We start from the raw sequence: 22,949 nt of genomic DNA on the forward strand, positions 1-22,949 counted from the left end.
CTATATCTCTCATCCACAGGAAAATTAGATCTGCCCTCGCTTACTGTTCTTTTTCTTCTCTCTCCTCCACATCCGCCAGCTTCAGCAGCTCCTCATACCGGAAGCAGTCTCTCTGGTGATCATTAATCATCCCGCATGCCTGCAAGTGGGAATACACGGTGATAGATCCCATGTATTTCAGCCCTCTCCTTTTCAAATCCCGGCTGATCCGATCCGACAAGTCATTGCTGGCCGGCATCCCCTCTGTCTGGTGCGCCGGATAGACATAGGTTTTTCCTCCTGTGAAACTCCACAGGTAGTCGCTGAAAGAGCCCGCCTCCTCCCGGATCTTCTGGAAGCACCGGGCATTGTGTATGACAGCACGGATCTTTCTCTCTGAGCGGATCATCCCCTCCGTCTCCATGATCCGGCTCACATCCTCCTCTCCGTAGGCTGACACTTTATCAAAGTCAAACCCGTCAAAGCACTGCTGAAAAATCTCCCGTTTCTGTATCATCATATTCCAGTTCAGGCCGCACTGCATGACCTCCATCATCAGGAACTCAAACTGTTTCCGGTCATCATACAGGGGAACACCCCACTCCTCATCGTGATACCGGATCATCTTTTCGTTGCACATGCACCACTTACATCTCTCCAATGATCCAACCTCCTTATCGGCTATCTTGTGTAATAGAACATCTTTCCATCATATTTTTCATCCAAAGTCTGTCGGCTTGTGAACACACACTGCACCCCGTCCTCAAAAGCTCCAAATACGTCCTTTTGTTTTACGATCTCCTCCACTTCTCTTTTCACACTGCCGCACACGCCATCCCGGCGGTGCAGGGCCTCCTGCTCATCTGTCACGAAAAAAATATGCACCCTGTCAAAGATAATCTCCACCCGCCATATATCAGGGATCTCCAGCGCTTTCAGTTCCCCGGCGCATTGCCGAAGCACTCTCTTTTGCATCTCATCTTTTAATGTATCATAACAAACAAAAACATCCTGCGGTCTGTGGTAATCTGGGTGCACGTCATATTTTCTGCACAGATTGGCAAATTCCCCGGCTATGCGCCTCTGTTTTTTCTCATCAAACTCTGCTCCCCTCTTCATCTTCCCGGCGCAGCCCCGATCCCAGAGGAGCAGACGAACCCGGGGAAGGCCCCCATTGGTGCAGTCACAGTAATAGTCGTAGAGCTGCAGTCTGAACGCATTTTTAAACCACTGCTCCACCTCGGCAAAAAAGGGCGTTTTCTCCACTTTGCCGGACAGGACAGCAACTGCATGCCCGTATTCCTTTTCGCTCAAAAACATCCTGTCAACCTCCCTCTATCTTACTCCTATTATAATACACATGGCTGCTTTTTTCTCTCTTTTTCCGCAGATACAGTCTCTTCTCTAAAAGGCGCAAAAAGACAGCCGCCCTGCCCGCTCCCTTAAGAGCCCGCCGGCGGCTGCCTCTGACTAAATTTCTATCGTCTATGTCACTATTTTACTACAATATTGATGATCCTGCCCGGCACATAGATCTCTTTCACAATGTTTCCGGTCAGTTTATCCTGGACAGCTTCCTTTCCTTTTGCAATAGCGTCCTCTTTGGATACATCAGCAGGAAGAGCCACAACTGCCCTTGTCTTGCCGTTGACCTGGACAGCGATCTCTACCTCGTCGTCCTTCATGGCTTCCTCGTCATAGCTCGGCCATCCTGCGTGGAAGACAGTCTCTGTGTGGCCCAGCTCCTCCCACATCTCCTCTGCCATGTGAGGTGCGAAGGGCGCCAGAAGCACTGCCATAGTCTCCAGGGTCTCCTTGTCCACGCCGCCCTCTTTCTTGGCGATGGCGGCCAGGCTGTTGGTGTGCTCCATAAATGCGGAGATGACCGTGTTCAGGCTGAAGTTCTCCAGACGTGTGGTCACGTCGTAAACCAGTCTGTGGCGCTCCTTGAGCATATCTTTTGTGGCCTTGATGTCTTTCTCCTTGCTGTCCTGAAGCAGGTTCCAGACTTTCTTGAGGAAACGGTACACACCGTCAATCCCTCTGTCATCCCACTCTGCATCCAGCTCCGGCGGCCCCACGAAGAGCTCGTACATACGCAGGGAGTCGCAACCGTAGTCGCGGACAAGGTCGTCCGGGGAGACGACATTTCCCTTGGATTTGCTCATCTTGATGCCGTTCTTTCCAGTGATCATACCCTGGTTGAACAGCTTGGTAAAGGGCTCGTCAAAGTCGATCACTCCGATGTCACAGAGGAATTTTGTATAAAATCTGGAGTACAGAAGGTGAAGCACCGCGTGCTCCACGCCGCCGATATACATATCCACCGGCAGGAGGGCGTCTGCCTTCTCCCTGGAAACCAGCTCCTTGTCATTGTGGTTGTCCACATAGCGGAGGAAATACCAGGAAGATCCTGCCCACTGGGGCATGGTGTTTGTCTCTCTCTTGGCCGGTTTTCCGCAGACCGGACACTTGCAGTTCACCCACTCGTCGATGGCTGCCAGCGGTGACTCGCCTGTTCCTGTGGGCTCATAGGACTCCACATCCGGCAGCTGCAACGGAAGCTCTTCCTCCGGTACAGGCACAGCGCCGCAGTCCGGGCAGTGTACGATAGGGATGGGCTCACCCCAGTAGCGCTGGCGGGAGAATACCCAGTCGCGCAGCTTGTAGTTCACTGTGGCACGTCCGATACCTTTTTCTTCTATAATGTGGGGACCTTCCTTCTTCAGCACGGAGGACTCCATGCCGTTCCACTCGCCGGAGTTGATCATGACTCCGGACGCTTCTGTGTAGGCCTCTGTCATATTCTCAATCTCTTTTCCATCCTTTGAGATAACCTGGATGATCGGAATATCAAATTTCTTCGCAAACTCAAAGTCACGGTCATCGTGTGCAGGCACACACATGATGGCTCCGGTACCGTAATCTGCCAGTACATAGTCAGAGAGCCAGATCGGCACTTTCGCACCGTTCAGCGGATTGATGGCATAGGTTCCTGTGAACACACCTGTCTTTTCCTTGTCCTGCATACGGTCCACATTGGATTTCATGGAAGCCTCGTAGATATATCTTTCCACAGCCTCTTTATTCTCCGGTGTAGCCAGAGAGGCCGCCAGCTCATGCTCCGGCGCCAGCACCATGAAGGTGGCGCCGTGCAGCGTGTCGGGACGGGTGGTGTAGACTGTGATCTTCTCCTCTCTGCCTTCTACCGGGAAGTCCACCTCAGCGCCGTAGGATTTGCCGATCCAGTCTGTCTGCATCTTCTTTACTTTCTCCGGCCAGTCCAGTTTGTCCAGATCATTTAAGAGACGCTCTGCGTAGGCTGTGATCTTCAGCATCCACTGGCGGAGGTTCTTCTTGGTCACCTCTGTACCGCAGCGCTCACATTTTCCGTTGACAACTTCCTCGTTTGCAAGTCCTGTCTTACAGGATGGGCACCAGTTGATGGGAAATTCCTTTTCATATGCCAGGCCTGCTTTGAACATTTTCACAAAGATCCACTGTGTCCACTTGTAATAGTTCGGGTCTGTCGTATTGACCTCCAGATCCCAGTCGTAGAGAGCCGCAATCTGGTTGATCTGCTCCTTGATGCGCCTGATGTTCTCAGCTGTGGACTTTGCCGGGTGCACCCCCATCTTGATGGCATAGTTCTCAGCCGGAAGACCAAAAGCATCCCATCCCATGGGATGGATGATATAGTATCCCTGCAGCAGTTTGTATCTGCTCCACACGTCAGAGATCACATATCCTCTCCAATGTCCTACATGGAGCCCGTTTCCGGAAGGATACGGGAACATGTCCAGACAGTAATATTTTTCACGCTTATTGCCGTTCTTATCTTCTTTGGTATTCACCGGGTTCTTTTCCCAGTTTTCCCGCCACTTCTTCTCGATCGCCTTATGATTATAAGGTACTGCCATTGTTCATTCCTCCTAATAATTTGCGTAAATGTACACTATTTCTAATTTTACCATAGGAAGCCCGTCTGTCAAGTTTTCAGCCCGGATTTTCCAGATTTCACTCTGTATTTTCTTAGTACAGAAACATATAAGTTGCATTTCATACTATTTTTATCTGGACAAACTATAGGGAATTGCGATATGATATAGTGGTCTGCCGTCAGATCTGCATTCGTCTGTATTCCAGGCTATTCCGGCAGATATCCGACTTTATTTTCACCACATAAATATAAAAAAATAAAACAAAAGAAAGAGAGGGGCAAACATGTTTGCACAGATTATCAACACCTTGAGCGACCTGTTATACTCCTACATTCTGATCGTGCTGCTTCTTGGGACAGGCATCTATTTTACAATCAGAACAAAAGGTGTACAGTTTCGCATGCTGCGCGAATCCATTCGCGTTGTTATGGAGCCAAAGGACAATGACGACGGACTTTCCTCCTTCCAGGCTCTGATGGTTTCTACCGCTTCACGAGTAGGTACGGGAAATATTGCAGGTATCTCCACCGCCATCTGCATCGGCGGCCCGGGCGCAGTATTCTGGATGTGGCTGACAGCCATCCTGGGGAGTGCATCTGCATTCATCGAGAGTACTCTGGCACAGATCTACAAAAGAAAAGCACAGGACGGCACCTGCTACGGAGGACCCGCCTACTACATCCAGGCTGCTCTGAAAAAGCGTTGGCTGGGCGGAGTATTTGCTGTGTTCCTGATCCTCACCTACATGGTTGGTTTCAACATGGTGGCATCTTTCAACATTACTGACTCCTTCAGAACGTACAGCTTCTTTAACGAGTCCAGCACACCGGTGATCATCGGCGTCATCCTGGCAGTCATCTTCTGTATCTGTATCTTCGGCGGAAGCACACAGATCTCAAAGATCACAGGCGTTCTGGTTCCGGTAATGGGAATTTTCTACCTGGCAGTTGCGCTGTTTATCGTAATAACCCATTTTAATCTGATCCCGCAGATGTTCATTTCCATCTTCAGCAGCGCATTTGACTTTCAGGCCATCTTCGGCGGATTTACCGGATCCTGTATCATGCAGGGTATCAAGAGGGGACTGTTCTCCAACGAGGCCGGTGTTGGTTCTGCTCCCAACGCGGCAGCCAGCGCCTCTGTATCTCACCCTGTAAAGCAGGGACTTGTGCAGATGCTGTCCGTATTTATTGATACAATCCTCATCTGTTCCGCCACATCCTTCATGCTTCTTTGCTCCGGTGTTGCGCCCAGCGATGCTCTGAAAGGTATGCCCTGGGTACAGGCCGCGGCTGCAGAGTCTATGGGAAGTTTTGGCACAGTCTTCGTCACGGTGGCTCTGTTCCTGTTTGCCTTTACTACACTGATCGGGAACTACTTCTATGCAGAGATGGGACTTGGCTATCTGTGTGACAAGAAACCAGGCAAAAAACTGCTGACTGTTTTCCGCCTTTTTGCTACTGTCGTTGTATTTGGCGGCGCCCTCATGGAGTTCTCCGTTGCATGGGCCACGGCAGACGTAATCATGGGCTTCCTTGCACTTATCAACCTGCCTGTCATCATCATACTTGGCAAGCCAGCCATCCGCTGTCTCAGAGATTATGCCAAGCAGAAAAAAGAAGGAAAAAATCCTGTCTTTAAGGCTGCTGACATTCAGCTGAAGGACAAGACAGATTTCTGGAACTAAAGACAAAACCCCGGATTTTACAGCCGTGTGAAATCCGGGGTTTTTTTCTCTGTCATCTATACAAATATTTATATTGTGTATCTGATTAAATTCATGTATAATAAATGTTAAGAAAAATACGTATGTCAAATACATAAAAAAAGGAGTGTTTCCCATGGTAAATTTATTGACAGGACCAAAAGGCAGCGGCAAGACCCAGCAGATGATCGAGCTTGCAAATCAGCAGGCAAAGGCATGTAACGGCAACGTAGTTTTTATCAAAAACAGCCACCGTGACACAAGCAGCGTGACATTCGACATTCGCGTTGTATGTATGGATGATTATGAGGCTATCAAGAACATTGACGAGTACATAGGTTTCCTGTACGGCATGTACAGCGCCAACCACGATGTAGAGTGCATCTTCATTGACGGCATTCTCAAGAGAGACCACATCAAGGCCGAGGATATGCCTAAATTTATAGAGCGTCTGAAAGGGATCTCCGCACAGTGCGGCATCGACTTCTATGTGAGCATCAGCGCAGACAAGAGCGAGCTTTCAGATGTAGATCTTACCGACTGCAAAGTATTAAACTAAAAGGCCGGGGAATTTATTCTGAACAAACCACTAAAAAAGCTTCGGAACAGTTGTGAAACTGAACCGAAGCTTTTTTCTGTTTTTATATCTTTACTGTTATGCTATCTCATTGTATTTCTGCGCGATATTCAGGGCATGGTCGCCGATACGCTCGAAGTCTGTCAGAATCTCGGAGTAGATGATGCCTGTATCTGCCTGGCAGGTGCCCTTCTGCATACGCGCCACCTGCTTCTCTCTGTAATCATCTCTCATATCATCGATCTTCTGCTCATTTTTCGCTGTCTTTTCCAGGATTTTATCTTTTCTGCCCTGTGTAAAATCACGGATATCATCAATGGTCTTCAGACACATATCCCGCATTCTGCCGATCTCACCGAGAGCCTCCTCTGAAAACGTCTGTTTCCACTTTTTCAGATTTGCTGCATATCCGGCGATATTCATGGCATGATCCCCGATACGCTCAAGGTTGCTGACCACTGTATAGTAGCCGCTGATATTTACCAGATCCTGGCTGCCTGTCTCCGAGGACATAACATGCACAATATATCTTGATATCTCCACATTGAGATAATCGATATACTCTTCTCTGTCATCGATCTCTTCACTTTTACCGATATCAGATGAAAGAAGCGCCTCAAAACTGTCCTCAATATTTTTTCTTACCATATCTGTCATACGGTCTACTTCCTGCTCTACCTGGGCCTGCATGATAGCAGTCTGACCTACCTGGTAGCTGGTCTCAAAAGGAGTAATGTACTTGAGATGCTTGACTTCTTCTTTTTCTTTCTCGCTCTCCGGCAGGATCTTTGTCGCCAGCTTTGCCATGTATGTACCAAACGGCAGAAGCAGAATCGTTGTCACAATGTTAAAGGTTGTATGCACATTTGCAATCTGGGCCGCCGGGTTCCCTGGTGCTGTTGTCGCCATAATATCCACAAACGGTGTGGCGATCGAAATGATCGTAAACAGAACAGATCCAATAATATTGAACATCAGGTGAATGATCGTGGTGCGCTTTGCGTTTGTCTTTGTACCAATAGATGCCAGCACAGCTGTGATACATGTACCGATATTCTGTCCAAACAGGATAAAGACTGCACTGTGAAGCGGCACCAGTCCTGCCATAGCCAGCGCCTGCAGAATACCCACGGACGCAGAAGAGGACTGGATAATCGCCGTAAAGATCGCTCCAATAGCAATACCGGCCAGCGGATTGGACAGGCTGGTCATGAAGTTGATAAATACCTCGGAGCTCTGCAGGGGCACCATGGCGCTTCCCATCATATCCATACCGATGAAGAGCACACCGAAACCTGCAATGACCTCGCTGATATGCTTTACTTTCTCCTTCTTTACGAACATGATGCAGGCTACACCTATAAACGCAAGCAACGGTGCAAGGACTCCAATGTCAAGAGCGATAAGCTGTCCTGTGATGGTGGTACCGATGTTGGCTCCCATGATCACCCAGACTGCCTGCTGAAGTGTCATAAGTCCTGAATTAACAAATCCCACCACCATGACTGTAGTGGCTGAGGAGGACTGGATCACTGCTGTGATCACAGCTCCGGCAATGACTCCCATAATACGGTTGGATGTCAGCTTCTCCAGGATCGTCTTCATTTTGTTTCCCGCCGCTGTCTCCAGTCCGGTACTCATCATCTGCATACCGTACAGAAACAGGGCAAGTCCCCCTAGTAACTGCAAAACCTCTGTAATTCCCATTTCTTTTTTCCATCCTTTGTTTTTTCACTTTTTATACTGAGCCTGTCAGATGACTGCTTCGTATAGAAGCACCATCAGAGGCATCGTAACAATACAGAAGATCACGGACATGACGTTGATCACGCTTGCGTATCTGGCGTCTCTTCCGTGGATCTGGGCAAGCTGGGTCACCATGACCGCCACCGGCGCGCTTGTAGCCAACAGCACCACCATCAGAATATATTCTGCATCTGGATGCAGGCGCTCTGCCCCGCTGAGGGCAAAGATAAGTATGGTGATCACCGGGAAGAGTACAAGCCGTATAAAGCAGATGAGATACGGTCTCTTCTGCCGGAACACCCATCCCAGGTTCACATTTCCGATGATCATACCAACCACCAGCATACTGGCCGGTCCGATCATATCCCCGAAACCGCTGATACACTGCCCCACAACCGAGGGCAGATGTATGCCTGTGGCAAAGAGGATAAACCCCACTGCAATAGCGATAATATTTGGATTGAGAAGTATTTTTCTGTAGTCTTTTTCCTGTCCCTGGCGGATCACAGACTGTCCGTGGGTCCAGATAAGAACTGTCTGCACGATAATATAGGCTGTTGTGTAAAAAACCCACTCTTCTCCCAGAACAGACGACACCAGGGGCACGATCAGGTTCCCGGCGTTACTGTACTCAACCGAAGCCTTCTCGATGCCGTTCAGATGCAGCGGACCCGAGAGAAGTTTTCCTCCGCCAATCAGTATAATGTGTACAAGGGCAGCGGCTCCTCCTGCCAGCAGGAGCCCCTTGAGCTTGTCCGGCGTAAATGTGATCTGAAACGCGTTTATAATGACACAAGGGGAACAGATATATACGACTGCGTTTGAAATGATCCTGCTGTCCTCTTCTTTAAATTTCCCTGCCTTTACTGCCAGAAAACCCACCAGTCCCATGAGAAAAAGAACGGTGATCTGCTCTGCCAGCAGTACACTTATCTCCATGGCATCTCTCTCATCTTACTTCTCCTTTATGCAAAAAACCTTTCTGCTACTTTATAGATGTGACTTTGTTAACCGCAGATCCCTCCTGATATTCCAGAGTGATACTCTGCCCCTCCTCATAGCGGATAATATCCAGGCAGTCCGCCACGGACACATCAAAGATCTCGTCGGAGCCCTCCACCAGCACATAGTAGTGGGAATTTCCCTCCACAACAGCCTCTGCCATCCTGGTGATCACGCCGGTGACTGTCATTTTCTCAGCCACCTCAGCCTCCGCCTCAGCTTTAATGCCATTGCTCACAAGAAGCTCCCGGTAATTTTCCTGGCACTGGCTGACGCTGTCGCCGACAGCTACGATCTGGTATTTCTGCACATTTACCATGGCGTATTTTTTCACAAGGCCAGCGTCATCCTTCAGCGCTATAAAGTAAGTGGGCTCGTCAGCAATATTCAGAAGCAGAGGAAATGTTGCCTGGTACTTCAGGTTCTGTACCTGCCCTTCCGCCGAGCCCATGGCCGCAGCCTCAGTGGCGCCCTCCACCTCGTAGTATTTGGTCTCCATCGTCCTCTGGTTGGCAAGGACAAATCCCACATTGGACTGATCGCCGTTGACAGATGTCACGCCTGTGTACATCCACACGTCGTCGTCCAGGGCAAGATAATTGTAGCCTTCTGTTGTCTGCAGGCAGTCTCTCTGGCTCAGTACACTGTTCAGGAAACCATGCTGCAGTGTACCATAATAATCAAAAAGTTCCACCAGAAGATCTGCCGAGTATACCCGGTCGATCCACTGGGGGGCGTCCTCCACATCGTAGGTGGTCGTCTCTCCCGTCACGGCATTGCAGAGAACCACTTTTCCCACAGTCTCTCCGCCGAACAGGCCAATATTAAATTTTTTCACCGGGGCGATCCAGTAGGGAACCCCATCCTCGTCAATCTCAAAACTCAATTCCCCATAGATATACGTAGGGTGGGCAAATCTGAGGTGCCGGTGGATATTCCGGTTGAAGTATTCACTTGTGGAATACTTTATGCCCTCGTCCAGCTTCACAAGCTCTGTGTTCTGGCTGGCCATGTCGATGAGAATGTAGGCCGGGATGCCTTCCGACTGGTTGGTCAGCCACTTGATGGGACTGGCGTACTTAAGGGGGGTAACTCTGACCGGACGATCCTGATAATTGATCTGACTGTAAATGTCATCCGCCTCAAACTGGGAGACCATATCCACCATACTTCCCATTTTCCTGTCGCCAAGGATCGCTGCCGAGTCCTTATCAAGAAGCGGGATCTGGTCAAAAGACAGTTCCTCTATATCTTCAGTGAAATCTCCTTCCTCCACTGTCATAAGCTTCTGGTATTTCTTTGCGTTAATGACAGGGGAAGAGAGAAGCGTACCGACAAGATACACGATGCCGACCCCAAGGATCAGCCCGAGGAAGATCTTCATAGGACGGGACTGTCTGATCTCCCCTCTTCCCAGCCGTTTTCTTGCACCGTAAACAACAGCAATGACAACAAGCAGGAAGAGAAGGAAAAACCAGGTGTCCGAAGAATGGATATTGAATGCCGGAAGCGCAATATAATAGTAGAGACATGCAAGAAGCACCAGCACAATACCCAAAATGATCTTTTTACTCTTTTTCATAATTCCTCCTTTTTGAGGGAGTTAGAATTTCTTTCTCCACATATATGAGAATAACATCAAAAAGGGGAATATTTCAAGCCTTCCGGCCAACATATCAATACAAAATACAAATTTTGAGAACATGGAGTAGTCCGCAAAGCTTCCCACCGGCCCTGTCAGGCCAAGTCCCGGTCCCACGTTGCCGATGGTTGTCAGCACAGAACCCACTGTGGTCTCAAAATCAAAATTGTCTATAGATACCAGCAGCACAGAAACAATGGCGAGGATTGCATAGGCCATCAGATAGATATACACATTGTGGATCGTGTCCTCACCCAGCTTTTTGCCGCTTAAGCGCACCACGTTGACGGACTTGGGATGGGCCATCTGTTTGACTTCCTTTCCAATGCTCTTCAGAGCGATCAGAAGGCGTGACACCTTGATCCCGCCGCCGGTGGAGGAGGCGCAGGCTCCCACGATCATAAGGGCCACCAGCACACATTTGGAAAATACCGGCCACAGGTTATAGTCCGCCGTAGCGTATCCTGTGGTGGTAATAATGGACGCCACCTGAAAGGCTGCGTAACGGAATGCCTCCAGCACAGATCCATATACATGGTAAATATTGGCTGTGATAGCAGCAATGGCCGCGCCGATGATGATCAGGTAGGCACGCAGCTCCTCATTAGTGATGGCCAGTTTAAATTCCCTGATAGCCAGGAAAAAATAAAGATTAAAGTTAATGCCAAAGAGGATCATAAACACGGTGATCACCCCATCCAGGTAGGCGCTGTCAAAATGGCCCACACTGGCTGCATAGTTTGAGAATCCGCCGGTTCCCGCAGTTCCGAAGGCGTGGACCAGAGAGTCGAACAGATTCATGCCTCCTGCCATCAGAAGCACGACAAGTATCACTGTCAGCACAAAATACATACCGTAGAGGATCTGGGCTGTCTCCCTTGCTTTGGGCACCAGCTTATCCTTCTCCGGTCCGGGCACTTCCGCACGCATCAGGTGGATGGAACTCTGCTTATCCAGATTAGTCAGCACCATGACAAAGACAAGCACGCCCATGCCTCCCACCCAGTGAGTAAAGCTTCTCCAAAATGCCATACAGTGGGGCAGGACTTCCACATCCTGTAGGATGGAAGAACCTGTCGTTGTAAATCCGGACACGGTCTCAAAAAAGGCATCCATGTAGTTCGGAATGGAGCCGGACAGGAAAAAGGGAAGGGCACCGAACAGAGACCAGAGGATCCATGCCGAGGAAACGATAAAAAGTCCGTCCTTTCCATAAAGTCCGGGAGTCCCCGGCTTCTTAAGGCCTGTCAGAAGGAAAAAAACAAAAAGGATGGCTGCCGTGACAACAAACCAGATGGCACAGCTCTCGCCGTAAATCCATCCCACAAAAGCCGGGAGCAGAAGCAGAAGCGCTTCCACCCCCATCATTTTTCCCAGTATATGTACAATCATTTTTTTATTCATGTCTGTCTACCTCTATCTGCGAAACATCTCTCGTAAGTCTTCTGTCCCGCGCTCAGTCGTGACGATCACGACACTGTCGCCCACCTGGATGCAGTCATCTCCGCCGGGAATGACGATGCTGCCTTTTCGTCCGATACAGGCGATCAGGTACTCCGGTTTTATGGGCAGATCCTTCAGCGGAATATCTGTGTATTCACACTCCTGGCGGATCAGGAACTCAAGGGCTTCCACCTTGCCCTCCACCAGTCGGTACAGTGTCTCTACATTGGCACTCTTGATGGATTTCCTTCTGGCACGCACGTAGCTCAGGATCGCGTCTGCCGTCACGCTCTTGGCTGACACAATGCTGTCAATGCCCAGTCCCTCCACCATCTGTGCTCTGGAATCCTCGTTGACCTTGGCAACGATCTTAGGCACATTCTGCGTCTTGGCAAACAGGGCCATGATGATATTCTCCTCATCCATGCCGGTGAGCGCAATGAGGGCGTCTGCACTCTCAATGCCTTCCTCGATCAGAAGGTCATGGTCCGTGGCATCCCCGTGAATGATGGTAGCCTCCGGCAAAAGCTCTGTCAGCTTCTCACATCTTGCGTAGTCCTTCTCTATGATCTTCACGTGCATCCTGCTGTGCTGAAGCTGGTGCGCCAGATAGTAGCTGACTCCGCCTCCTCCGCAGATCAGGACATTGCGGACTTTCCCAGTCCTCTTTCCCAGTGCATTAAAGAAATTTTCCAGCTCCCTGTGGGTAGCAGCGATATGGATCCTGTCTCCCTCCCGAAGGATCGTATCTCCGTTTGGAATAAAGACTTCCTTCCCACGTCTCACTGCACAGACAAGGATACGGATCTGAAACCTGCGATAAATCTCGGCAAGGGACAGGTCTTTCAGTCTGCTGTCCGGCCGGATACCAAACTCCACAAGCTCCACTCTGCCCTTTACAAATGTCTCCACTTTGCTTGTGTCCGGGAACAGGAGCACCCTGGCGATCTCGTGGGACACGGCCAGCTCCGGGTTGACTGCCATGCTCAGATGAAGATCGTCCTTTAACAGTCCGATCTGACGGTAATAGACAGGGTTTCTCACCCTGGCAATGGTATGTTTTGCACCCAGTCTTTTTGCCAGCAGGCAGCTCAGCATATTGAGCTCGTCTGTGGATGCGCAGGCGATAACCAGATCTGCGTGAGGAACGTCCGCTTCCTTCTGTACCTCCACGTTGGCCCCGTCACCGGTAATACAAAAAATATCCATCCGATTCAGCGCTTCTTTCAGCTTTCCCGCGTTCTGGTCGATCAATACGATATCATAATCCTCTTCTGACAACTGGGCACAAAGCTTATGCCCCACCTTTCCGTCGCCAATGATAACTATCTTCACCTTTTTATACCTCTTTTTCCATATTCTCTTTAGAACCTCTGTATCTTTTGATATACAGCAACAGGATTATAGCACTTTTATATCTGAACCGCAATACAGAAAAGGACATGAAAACGGCGGCATACATCACAAAAAAATGTATGCCGCCGCAGCCGATTTTTGTGCTATTTTCACACCCGCTTTTTTATCTATGAGTTTGCGGAAGAATGTCTATAGATCAGCAGGCTTTTCCTTCTAATCCTCTGCAGCTCTCTTGGCAATTTCTTCTTCCTGCACATCGTGAGGAGCCTGCTCATAGCGGGCAAAGGTATACTCATATGTTCCTCTTCCGCCTGTCATGGAGCGAAGTGTGGTGCAGTAGCCAAACATGCCTGTCATAGGCACATCCGCCTCGATGATCTGGCGTCCGCCGCTCACCGGGGTCATGCCAAGCACCCGTCCTCTTCTCTTGTTCAGGTCACCCATGATATCTCCTGTATAGTCGTCCGGCACGTTCACTTTCACAGAAGCGATGGGCTCAAGAAGGATCGGGTCTGCCTCCATAAAGCCTTTCTTGAATGCCTGGATGGTGGCTGTCTTGAATGCCATCTCAGAGGAGTCTACCGGATGGTAGGAGCCATCGTAGAGCACGGCCTTGACACCCACAACCGGGTATCCGGCCAGAGGTCCCTTTTGCACGGACTCCTGAAGTCCTTTCTCCACTGCCGGGAAGTAGTTCTTTGGCACAGCCCCTCCCACAACTTCCTCTGCGAATACATATGGCGTTTCCAGATCTCCTGACGGCTCAAAGCGCATCTTTACATGACCATACTGGCCGTGGCCGCCTGTCTGCTTCTTGTACTTGGAATCCACATCGGATTTCTTCCGGATCGTCTCGCGGAAGGCTACCTTCGGAGTCTCCAGAAGAATCTCACATTTGTATCTGGAAAGAAGCTTGCTGGCCGCGATCTCCAGATGCTGGTCGCCCATTCCGTAGAGGAGGCTTTGGCGGTTCTCACTGTCATTGACAGCCTTCAGTGTCACATCCTCGGCCATCATCCTCTGGAGAGCCTGGGATACTTTATCCTCATCCCCTTTATTCTTCACTACATATTTCATATATGTATAGGGTTTGGAGTAGTCTGTCTTGCTGTACACAACCTGTGTCGTCTTGGCAGACAGAGTGTCTCCTGTCTGGGTGTTCGGCAGCTTTGCGATGGCGCCGATATCACCTGCAAACATTTCGCTCACTTCCACAGGCTTGTTACCGTTCATCGTGTAGATCTTACCCAGCTTCACTTCTGTATCTGAAGCAGTGTTGTAGAGTGTGTCATCACCCTTCAGCACGCCGGAGCATACTTTGATGAAGGAATATTTTCCAATAAATGGATCTACCATGGTCTTGAACACGTAAGCGCTCTTTGCAGCGGAGAAATTGTAGTCTGCCTCAAAGATCTCGTTTGTCGTCCTGTTCAGACCGGCACATTTTCTGCAGTCCGGGCTGGGGAAGAAGCGGACGATGTCAGACAGAAGGTTGGCAACGCCCTGGGCCTGGATGTTGGAGCCCATAGCCACCGGAACGATATCTCCGTCCATAACCTCTGTACGCATGGCTGCGCGGATCTCCTCCACAGAGAACTCCTCTCCTGCAAAGTACCGCTCCATGAACTCCTCGCTTGTCTCTGCCACAGCCTCCAGAAGTTTTTCTCTGTAAATCTCCAGATTGGGCTTGCAGTAATCCGGGATCTCGCACTCTTCTCTCTGACCGATGCCTGTGTAGCGGCGTCCTGCATTCTTGATGACATTGACATAGCCTACCAGTTTCTCATTTTCACGGATGGGCTGGAAATGGGGCGCGATCACTTTGCCGTAGCGTTCTGTCAGCTGCTGCACAACCTCGCGGAAGCTGGCATCGTCCACGTCCATCTCTGTCACGTACACCATACGGGGCAGATTGTACTTGTCGCACAGTTCCCATGCCTTCTCTGTTCCCACTTCCACACCGGCTTTACCGGAAACCACGATGACGGCCGCGTCCGCCGCGCTGACGGCCTCCTCTACTTCGCCCACAAAATCAAAATATCCCGGCGTGTCCAGAACATTGATCTTGGCTTTCTCCCACTCGATGGGCACCAGTGTCGTACTGATCGAAAATTTACGTTTCTGCTCCTCTTTATCAAAATCGCTGATGGTGTTGCCATCCGCCACTTTTCCCATACGGCTGATAGCACCGGAGACGTAAGCCATAGCCTCCACAAGGCTTGTCTTTCCGCTTCCCCCATGTCCCAAAAGGACCACGTTTCTGATTTCGTCCGTTCTGTAAACCTTCATATAGCTGCCTCCTTGCGTTTGTAAAATCTCATGGGTATATTGTACTAAAAATTTTCTGATTTTACAACTATTTCATGCATATTTTACAAATTCAATACTATTTTGACAACTTCTGTCAATCGTAGTAAAATTTTCATCAAACAGTCGCATTTATATAAGGAATATGTTCTGCAAAACAGTGCGCCTGCAGCTTACAGAGAGGAACTTAACAAATCATGGATCAGAAAAAGAAAATCGGATTTATCGGGCTGGGACTCATCGGCGGCTCCATCGCAAAAGCCATCCGCCAGTACTATCCCGACTACACTATCACAGCTTTTGACAAGAATAAGGAAACACTGGCGCTGGCCACACAGGAGTCGGTCATCGATGTGGCGGCCACACACATTGACGACAGCTTCCGGGGCTGCAGCTACATTTTCCTGTGCGCCCCTGTGTCCTACAACAACGCCTATCTGAAACAGGTTTCCCAGTTTCTCGGCGAGGACTGCATCCTGACAGATGTGGGCAGCGTAAAGACGAGCATCCACAGGGAAGTGGAACGGATGGGACTTGGAAAATATTTCATCGGCGGCCACCCCATGGCCGGATCCGAGAAAAGCGGCTACTCCAACTCAAAGGCCATGCTCATTGAGAACGCCTACTATATTCTTACCCCCACGGAGGAAGTGGCCCCGGAAAAGGTGTCGGCTTTTGAGACATTTATCGAAAGTCTGCGGGCCCTCCCCGTTGTGCTGGACTACCGGCAGCATGATCAGATCACCGGCACCATCAGCCATCTGCCCCACATCATCGCCGCCAGCCTTGTATGCCTGGTGCGGGACACGGACACAAAGGATGAGCTGATGAAACAGCTGGCGGCGGGGGGATTCAAGGACATCACACGGATCGCCTCCTCCTCCCCCACCATGTGGCAGCATATCTGTCTGAACAACAAGGAGAATATTGCCCTTATTCTGGAGCGCTATATCCACATGCTCCAGGAGGCAGAGGAGGCCGTGTCAGAGGGGGATGCCCAGGCGCTGTACCAGCTTTTTGACAGCTCCAGAAATTACCGCAATTCCATTCCCGGCGGCTCCTCCGGCCCCATCAAGAAAGTGTTTGCCGTGTACTGTGACATTATCGATGAGGCGGGCGGGATTGCCACTATTGCCACTATCCTTGCCTCCAACAATATCAACATTAAAAATATAGGGATCGTGCACAACAGAGAATTTGAAGAAGGGGTTCTGCGGATCGAGTTCTACGACGATGCCTCCTCCAGGAAGGCGGCGCAGCTTCTGCAGAAATACAGGTATATCGTCTATGAAAGACAGTAGTAAGATCATCTATCCTGCCCGGCAGCCTCTCACCGGAGAAATCCAGGTTCCCGGGGACAAATCCATCTCCCACCGGGCAGTCATGCTGGGGGCCATTGCCAAGGGCACTACCCGGATCCAAAATTTCCTCATGGGAGGGGATTGCCTCTCCACCATTGACTGCTTCCGGCGTCTGGGCGTACAGATCGATGTAAACGCTGCCGAGGGCCAGGTGGCTGTCCACGGTAAGGGGATGCATGGGCTTGGCGTCTGTCCGGGCGCCGGCAATGCGCAAAAAACTGGCGGGCCGGACGGGGATCTGCAGGAAGCGGTGCTGGATACAGGCAACAGCGGCACCACCACAAGACTGATCTCCGGCATTCTGGCAGGCCAGGATTTCCCCTCTCTGCTCTCCGGCGATGTTTCTTTAAACACCCGCCCCATGAACCGGATCCTGGAGCCCCTGACCCAGATGGGCGCCCATATCCGCAGTGTCCACGGCAACGGCTGCGCACCTCTGTCCATCAGGCCGGGGCAGCTGCATGGCATCCATTACCGCACAAAGGTGGCCTCCGCCCAGGTGAAATCAGCTATCCTTCTGGCAGGTCTCTTTGCCGACTCCCCCACTTCCGTGACCGAGCCTTCCCTCTCCAGGGACCACACGGAGCTGATGCTAAGGGGATTTGGCGCAGATGTTTCTTCTATTATAAATGAGGACGGCACAGCTAATGCCTCCATCCGCCCCTGCCGGGAGCTGTACGCTCAGGACATTGTGGTGCCCGGGGACATCTCCTCTGCGGCCTACTTTATCGCCGCAGCGCTCATTGTGCCCGGCTCCAGCCTGCTTATCAGAAATGTGGGCATCAATCCCACCCGGGCCGGCTTCCTGTCCGTCTGCCGGGACATGGGCGGAGACATCACGCTTCTCAATGAAAGGACGACCGGCGGGGAGCCCTCCGCGGATCTGCTTGTGCGGCACAGCTCCCTGCACGGTGTCACCATAGAGGGCAGTCTCATCCCCACCCTCATAGATGAGCTCCCCATGGCTGCTGTCCTGGCTGCTTTTGCAGAGGGAACCACAGTGATCCGGGACGCAGCAGAGCTGAAAGTCAAAGAGAGCGACCGCATCGTCACAGTCACCGAAAATCTGCTGGCCATGGGCGGAGATGTCACTCCCACAGCCGACGGCATGATCATCCGGGGCGGTTCGCCCCTCCACGGCGCTGTGATCGATAGCCATCTGGACCACCGCATTGCCATGTCCTTCGCCGTGGCGGCTCTCGCCGCCGACGGCGAGAGCCGGATCAGGGGCGCCAATTGTGTAGACATTTCATTCCCAGGGTTCTATGATTATTTCAACTAACGCAATTGCGGACGTAATACTTTTAAAAAGTATTACGTCCGCAATTAACATTATTGGTGTACCATTGTTTCAATTGTCTAGTAATATTTGACTTTTACAGTCTTCCCCAGCTTCTCTGCGCAGTCCTTAAGCTGCTCCACCAGGTTCATCCTGACGCTTAGGTCAAAGGGAAGGTTGGAGTTCTGGTGCGCTGGGTTCAGGGCTTTTCCCACAAAGAGATTCAGGTCTGTGCACTCTTCGATGAGAAGCTTGGCCAGCTTGGAAGCCCCGTTGTCGGCATCCAGCTCGTTGAAAAACTCTTCGTCAAATTCATCCTGTTCATATTTTCTCAGAATGCCCAGTGCTTTCCCAAGAGTCAGCACGCCCTCTGTCACAAGGTCCAGCCCCTCGATAGAGGCTGTGGGCGGGACGGATGGATCGGCGTAGTTCACAGATGTGACGATCTCTTTTTTCAGCACGCGGGCCGCGATATTGGCGCTGGTTCCGCCGCAGACCACCTTTTTCCCCTCACACTTCATAAAGTCGCTGACCAGCTGCTCATCGTCCTCCTTGTCAGTGGGCGGCCCTGTAAATATATTTACCACCCTCCTCTCGATGACTCTGACTACTGCCACCGTAGTGTCATCCCCCGGCTTTTCCCCGTAGAGGTCATAGCAGGCCTGGGACAGCATGGCCGCAAGCCGGGAGGCGGAGAGCGTCTCCTTTGTGCATTTCAGAGTATACTGGGCCATGTCCTTCCATGTCCAGCCAAAATTAAGGAGCTCTCCCACCCCGGCGTAGATCACGCCGTCGCTCATAAGGACAAAACAGTCATTGATCTGTACCTGGAACCTGTATTCCCGTATCTTTTTACCCTCAATGAAACGCTCTTCATATGGATAATCCACAATCTGCCGGTCCCGCACAAACACGCAGGAGGGGTTGTCAAATTCCACAAGATAGGCGCTTCCGTCATGGGAGATCTGCAGGATGCTGAAGGTGGCGTAGGCCACTTTCCTCACCTGGCAGATAGGCAGCGTCCGGGCAATAGTCTCCACGCAGGACTCGATCTCCGCCCCATTTAAGAACATGGTCCCCAGGATCTTGGAAGTGAGCGTGGCCAGAATATTGGCCTTGACGCCGCTTCCCATGCCGTCTGCCAGGATCACAATGTCCGAGTCCTCTGTATGCAGCACCTCCACCTTGTCGCCGCACAGCTCTTCGTTATGCTTATTCAGGCTTTTCCATGCAATATCCACACAAACGCTCATATCAATCTTCCTCTTCAAACAAAATAGAGTCCCGCAGCTTTGACAGTGTCACCTTGGTCTCCGCCGTCGTCTCTCCCAGAAGCCCGGCGATCTCCTGCGCCACCATCATCTGTTTGTCAATGACCTTCTGGGCCATCTCCACCGTCTCCATTTTCAGGTGGTAATGCTGCTCCTTCGCCTTCTCTTCCTTTGACACATCCTGGTAGGTGACAAGGACAGACTCCAGACGGTCTATATAAATAATGCTCTCCACCACGGGCAGGCCATTGGGCTCCAGGCGGACCTTCTTCCGGATGATGGGCTCTCTTGTATCCAGCACCCTGTCGATATCCTCCGATTCGATAAACTCGAATATGTACCGCTCCAGAGCCTCCTCCCTGGAGACCTCCAGGAGCTTCAGCGCTTTTTTATTGCACTCTCTTATCCGCATCTGGCTGTCCACGATAAGGATCATGCTGGGCGTCACATCCATGACAACATTGGACATGGACTCAGCCTGGGCCACGGCATTGGGAAGGCACATGCCAATCTCCGCCTTCTTCTGAAAAACAGCGGTGGCCTTGGCGCGGCAGCTGGGGTAACCGCAGGCACCGCAGTTGAGCTCGTCTGACTTCGTGTATTTCCCCATCGCCCGGAGCACGTCCTCCATCTGCTCCTCCGTGGGCACCGGGTCCTCCACTCGCCGGTCCGCAAAGGTCTTATGCATATCCACATTTGCTCCGTCAATGTCCTCCGCCGGCCCTCTTTTTACCGCATGTCTCTCCACATCCATCTTGGCCCGCACAGCAGAACGGTTCCACTTATCCGAGGCAGGTCCCTTGATACAGCCGCCCTCACACACATTCACCTCAAAAAAGCAATCCTTTATCTCCCCTTTTTTCAATTCCTCGAAAAGCTCCATGCAGGCGGTCAGGCCGTCCACCGCCACCTTGTAGTAGCGTCCCTGGCCCTCGAGAGGCGCTCCCGGTCCTGCCAGCACAGAGTGGATGATACCCCCGCCGACCGGATAGAGCTGATTGACCATAGGACAGGGATTGGCCAGGGCCTCATCCTCACACTCGGAGACGTCGATGCCCTCCAGCTCCCACCATTTCACCACTTCCTCAAAGGTAAGGATAGCGTCAACAGCACCGCTCACACGCTCGTCTCCCACAGCCTCTGCCTTCTTGGCAATACAGGGGCCCAGGAAAACCACCTTTACGTCCTCCCCGTAGATCCGGCGGATCAGACGCCCGTGGGCGATCATGGGGGACACCACCGGAGCCATCAGGGACACGAGCTCCGGATAATATTTCTCGATCAGGTCGTTGACGCTGGGACAGCAGGTAGTGATGATATTGGGCATCTTCCCTGCCTGCAGCAGCTTCTGGTACTCAGCCGTCACAAGGGCCGCCCCTTCCGCCGTCTCCCTGACTGCATAAAATCCCAGCTTTTTGAGAGCCGCGACAACCTGCCCCGGCCGGTCATACTCCAGCACTCCCAGGTAGGAGGGGGCAAGGGAGATGATCACTTTCATTCCCTGGCGCAGGTATCCTCTCACCCTGTCTATGTCGCTGGCAAATTTTTTGGCGTTCTGGGGACAGACTTCCAGACAGTGGCCGCAGTTAATGCAGTGATCCTTCATAATGTGGGCCTGCTCATTCTGCACAGAAATCGCCTTCACCTCACAGTGCCGCACGCATTTATAACAATGTCGGCAGCTTGCATCTTTAAAATCTATAACTCTCACTTTTGCCCTCCTCCCGCATCGCTCTTTTTCATACTTATGCATATTATAGCATTCCCGGCACAGACAGAGCAACGAAAAGCCAGGAAAATGCTGAAATCCCCCTCTGTTCAGGGCTTGTTTTTATACAGGAGAGGACGTACAATATAAGTATTACATAAGAGGGAGGGGGAGCCGGTATGCCCGCAAAAAAAATACCGGTTCAAAAAGAGAAATGACTGAATTTGAGAACCATAGAAAAAGGGCCCGGGAAATGCAGCGGGCAGAGGAAGCGCGGGAACAGGCCGCAGCGGAAGTTCGGCGTTCCATAAAGCGTTCCTGTAAGAAAAACGACCAGAAATTCTTCCTTTTTGTCTTTGCCACGATCATTCTGGGCATCGCGGCCGCAGCCCTGCTGTCCGTCTTTTTCCCGGCAGAAGGACAGGAGAGTAAAAAAGAGAAAGCCCAGCCTGCCAGCGCCCAGGCACAGGCTTACACACCAGCAACTGCCACCTGGACAGCTGCCGGAGATATTGTTTTCCATCTTCCCTTTCTCGAGTCAGGCGTGTACCTGAACTCCTCGGATGGAAGCTACAACTATAACGCTATTTTTGACTACTGCCGTCCTCTCCTCGAGGAAGCAGATTTCTCCACTGTCACCATGGAAACCTCTCTTGCCGGGGAGGAGGCCGGATACAGCGGTTATCCCATGTTCAAAGCGCCAGATGCCCTGGCTGACGCCCTGGCCGGAGGCGGATTTGACATGGTCAATCTGGCCAGCAACCATGTGTACGACGGGCTGGACGATGGTTTCCAGCGCACCATGGATGTGCTGCAGCAGAGAAATCTACAGTACATAGGGACACGCAGGGATGAAAACCAGAAGAAATATAATGTGGTGGATGTAAACGGCATCAAGGTTGGCGTGCTCAGCTATGTATATGAAACCACAGCACAGAGCGGTTCCAAGTCCATCAACGGCATTCCCCTGTCAGACACGGCATCTGCTCTCATCAATTCCTTTGATCCCAGCAATCCGGATCCATTCTACAGTGAAGTAGAGACCTCCCTTTCCGCCATGAAGGAGGAGGGTGTCCAGTACACCATCGCCTACATGCACTGGGGCACAGAATACCAGACACAGCAGTCCGAAGAGCAGACACAGATCGCCCAGAAGCTCTGCGACATGGGCATTGACACCCTCATCGGCAGCCATCCCCACGTGATCCAGCCGGTAGATGTGCTGACCTCCGCAGACGGAGAGCACCAGATGCTCTGCGCTTACGCCATAGGAAATTTCCTCTCCAACCAGCGTGCTGAATACATGCAGGCGGAAATGCCCACCGGCGAGACCGAGGACAGCTACATGCTGACGCTGACCCTTTCCAGCGATGAGAAAGGAAAGGTTACCCTCACAGATGCCGCCTTCACCCCCATGTGGACATACCGCTACGAAACCGACGCCGGCGCCGCCTTTGCCGTCCTTCCGGTAAATGATACCTCCACCTTGGAAGAAACCACCGGCCTTTCCGGCATCAAAGAGGAAGCTGACGAGTCCGCCGCAAGAACCCAGGCCATCATCGGGGCAGGCGTGGAGAAGGTAAAAGCCGCGCTGCCGCTGAAATCCGCTATATAGTCACATAGAAAAAGATG

Annotated in this window: 16 protein-coding genes; 5 read left to right on the forward strand and 11 right to left on the reverse strand. The window is 51.4% G+C overall.

From position 1 onward, the window contains the following. Positions 1-40 precede the first annotated feature (40 nt). The 3 genes from Q5911_RS00680 to leuS all read right to left on the reverse strand — a co-directional run bounded on the left by Q5911_RS00680 (position 41) and on the right by leuS (position 3,899). The gene (locus Q5911_RS00680) at positions 41-640 is read right to left on the reverse strand and encodes a DNA-3-methyladenine glycosylase I (protein ID WP_303180167.1); all 600 of its coding nucleotides are present in this window, start codon (positions 638-640) and stop codon (positions 41-43) included. Positions 641-660: 20 nt separating this feature from the next. After that, the gene (locus Q5911_RS00685) at positions 661-1,299 is read right to left on the reverse strand and encodes a hypothetical protein (RefSeq protein ID WP_303180169.1); all 639 of its coding nucleotides are present in this window, start codon (positions 1,297-1,299) and stop codon (positions 661-663) included. 173 nt (positions 1,300-1,472) lie between these two features. Next, positions 1,473-3,899, reverse strand: a complete 2,427-nt coding sequence (gene leuS, locus Q5911_RS00690) for a leucine--tRNA ligase (protein ID WP_303180171.1) — start codon at positions 3,897-3,899, stop codon at positions 1,473-1,475. A gap of 304 nt (positions 3,900-4,203) precedes the next feature. Here leuS and Q5911_RS00695 point away from each other — a divergent pair, with 304 nt between their 5' ends. Together Q5911_RS00695 and Q5911_RS00700 are read left to right on the forward strand one after the other, a co-directional pair. After that, entirely contained in the window at positions 4,204-5,607 is a 1,404-nt protein-coding gene (locus tag Q5911_RS00695) for an alanine/glycine:cation symporter family protein (protein WP_303180172.1), read from the forward strand. Between the two features lie 154 nt (positions 5,608-5,761). Beyond that, complete coding sequence (locus Q5911_RS00700) at positions 5,762-6,184, forward strand: hypothetical protein (RefSeq protein WP_303180174.1); 423 nt, start codon at positions 5,762-5,764, stop codon at positions 6,182-6,184. Between the two features lie 96 nt (positions 6,185-6,280). Here the strand turns inward: Q5911_RS00700 and Q5911_RS00705 are convergent, their stop codons facing one another. From Q5911_RS00705 to Q5911_RS00730, 6 genes are all read right to left on the reverse strand, one after another. Further along, positions 6,281-7,909, reverse strand: a complete 1,629-nt coding sequence (locus Q5911_RS00705) for a Na/Pi cotransporter family protein (protein WP_226394740.1) — start codon at positions 7,907-7,909, stop codon at positions 6,281-6,283. Between the two features lie 45 nt (positions 7,910-7,954). Then, positions 7,955-8,887 (reverse strand): AEC family transporter, encoded by a 933-nt coding sequence (locus Q5911_RS00710; RefSeq protein WP_303180176.1) that lies wholly within the window; start codon positions 8,885-8,887, stop codon positions 7,955-7,957. 46 nt (positions 8,888-8,933) lie between these two features. Further along, entirely contained in the window at positions 8,934-10,532 is a 1,599-nt protein-coding gene (locus tag Q5911_RS00715) for a signal peptidase II (protein ID WP_076776480.1), read from the reverse strand. Between the two features lie 21 nt (positions 10,533-10,553). Further along, positions 10,554-11,996: a TrkH family potassium uptake protein gene (locus Q5911_RS00720; protein ID WP_303180179.1), complete on the reverse strand. Its 1,443-nt coding sequence runs from the start codon at positions 11,994-11,996 to the stop codon at positions 10,554-10,556. 12 nt (positions 11,997-12,008) lie between these two features. After that, a complete protein-coding gene (gene trkA / locus Q5911_RS00725; RefSeq protein WP_303180180.1) occupies positions 12,009-13,370 on the reverse strand; it encodes a Trk system potassium transporter TrkA in 1,362 nt (453 codons plus the stop codon). 234 nt (positions 13,371-13,604) lie between these two features. Then, positions 13,605-15,680 (reverse strand): elongation factor G, encoded by a 2,076-nt coding sequence (locus Q5911_RS00730; protein ID WP_076776470.1) that lies wholly within the window; start codon positions 15,678-15,680, stop codon positions 13,605-13,607. 215 nt (positions 15,681-15,895) lie between these two features. On the opposite strand from Q5911_RS00730, the gene Q5911_RS00735 reads away from it, so the two are divergent. Together Q5911_RS00735 and aroA are read left to right on the forward strand one after the other, a co-directional pair. Further along, positions 15,896-16,999 (forward strand): prephenate dehydrogenase, encoded by a 1,104-nt coding sequence (locus tag Q5911_RS00735; RefSeq protein WP_226394745.1) that lies wholly within the window; start codon positions 15,896-15,898, stop codon positions 16,997-16,999. Next, complete coding sequence (aroA, locus tag Q5911_RS00740; protein ID WP_303180183.1) at positions 16,986-18,341, forward strand: 3-phosphoshikimate 1-carboxyvinyltransferase; 1,356 nt, start codon at positions 16,986-16,988, stop codon at positions 18,339-18,341. The genes Q5911_RS00735 and aroA overlap by 14 nt, the downstream gene beginning before the upstream one ends. 77 nt (positions 18,342-18,418) lie before the next feature. Here aroA and Q5911_RS00745 read toward each other — a convergent pair whose 3' ends face one another. Beyond that, a complete protein-coding gene (locus Q5911_RS00745) occupies positions 18,419-19,591 on the reverse strand; it encodes a SpoIIE family protein phosphatase (RefSeq protein ID WP_303180185.1) in 1,173 nt (390 codons plus the stop codon). A 1-nt stretch (position 19,592) separates the two neighbouring features. After that, a complete protein-coding gene (locus tag Q5911_RS00750; RefSeq protein WP_303180187.1) occupies positions 19,593-21,320 on the reverse strand; it encodes a [Fe-Fe] hydrogenase large subunit C-terminal domain-containing protein in 1,728 nt (575 codons plus the stop codon). Positions 21,321-21,531: 211 nt separating this feature from the next. On the opposite strand from Q5911_RS00750, the gene Q5911_RS00755 reads away from it, so the two are divergent. Then, positions 21,532-22,932 carry a CapA family protein gene (locus tag Q5911_RS00755; protein WP_303180189.1) on the forward strand — a complete coding sequence of 467 codons (1,401 nt, stop codon included), beginning with the start codon at positions 21,532-21,534 and terminating at the stop codon, positions 22,930-22,932. Positions 22,933-22,949 lie beyond the last annotated feature (17 nt).

It is taken from the genome of Lachnoclostridium phocaeense, from assembly GCF_959599685.1.
Classification (GTDB): domain Bacteria; phylum Bacillota; class Clostridia; order Lachnospirales; family Lachnospiraceae; genus Claveliimonas; species Claveliimonas monacensis.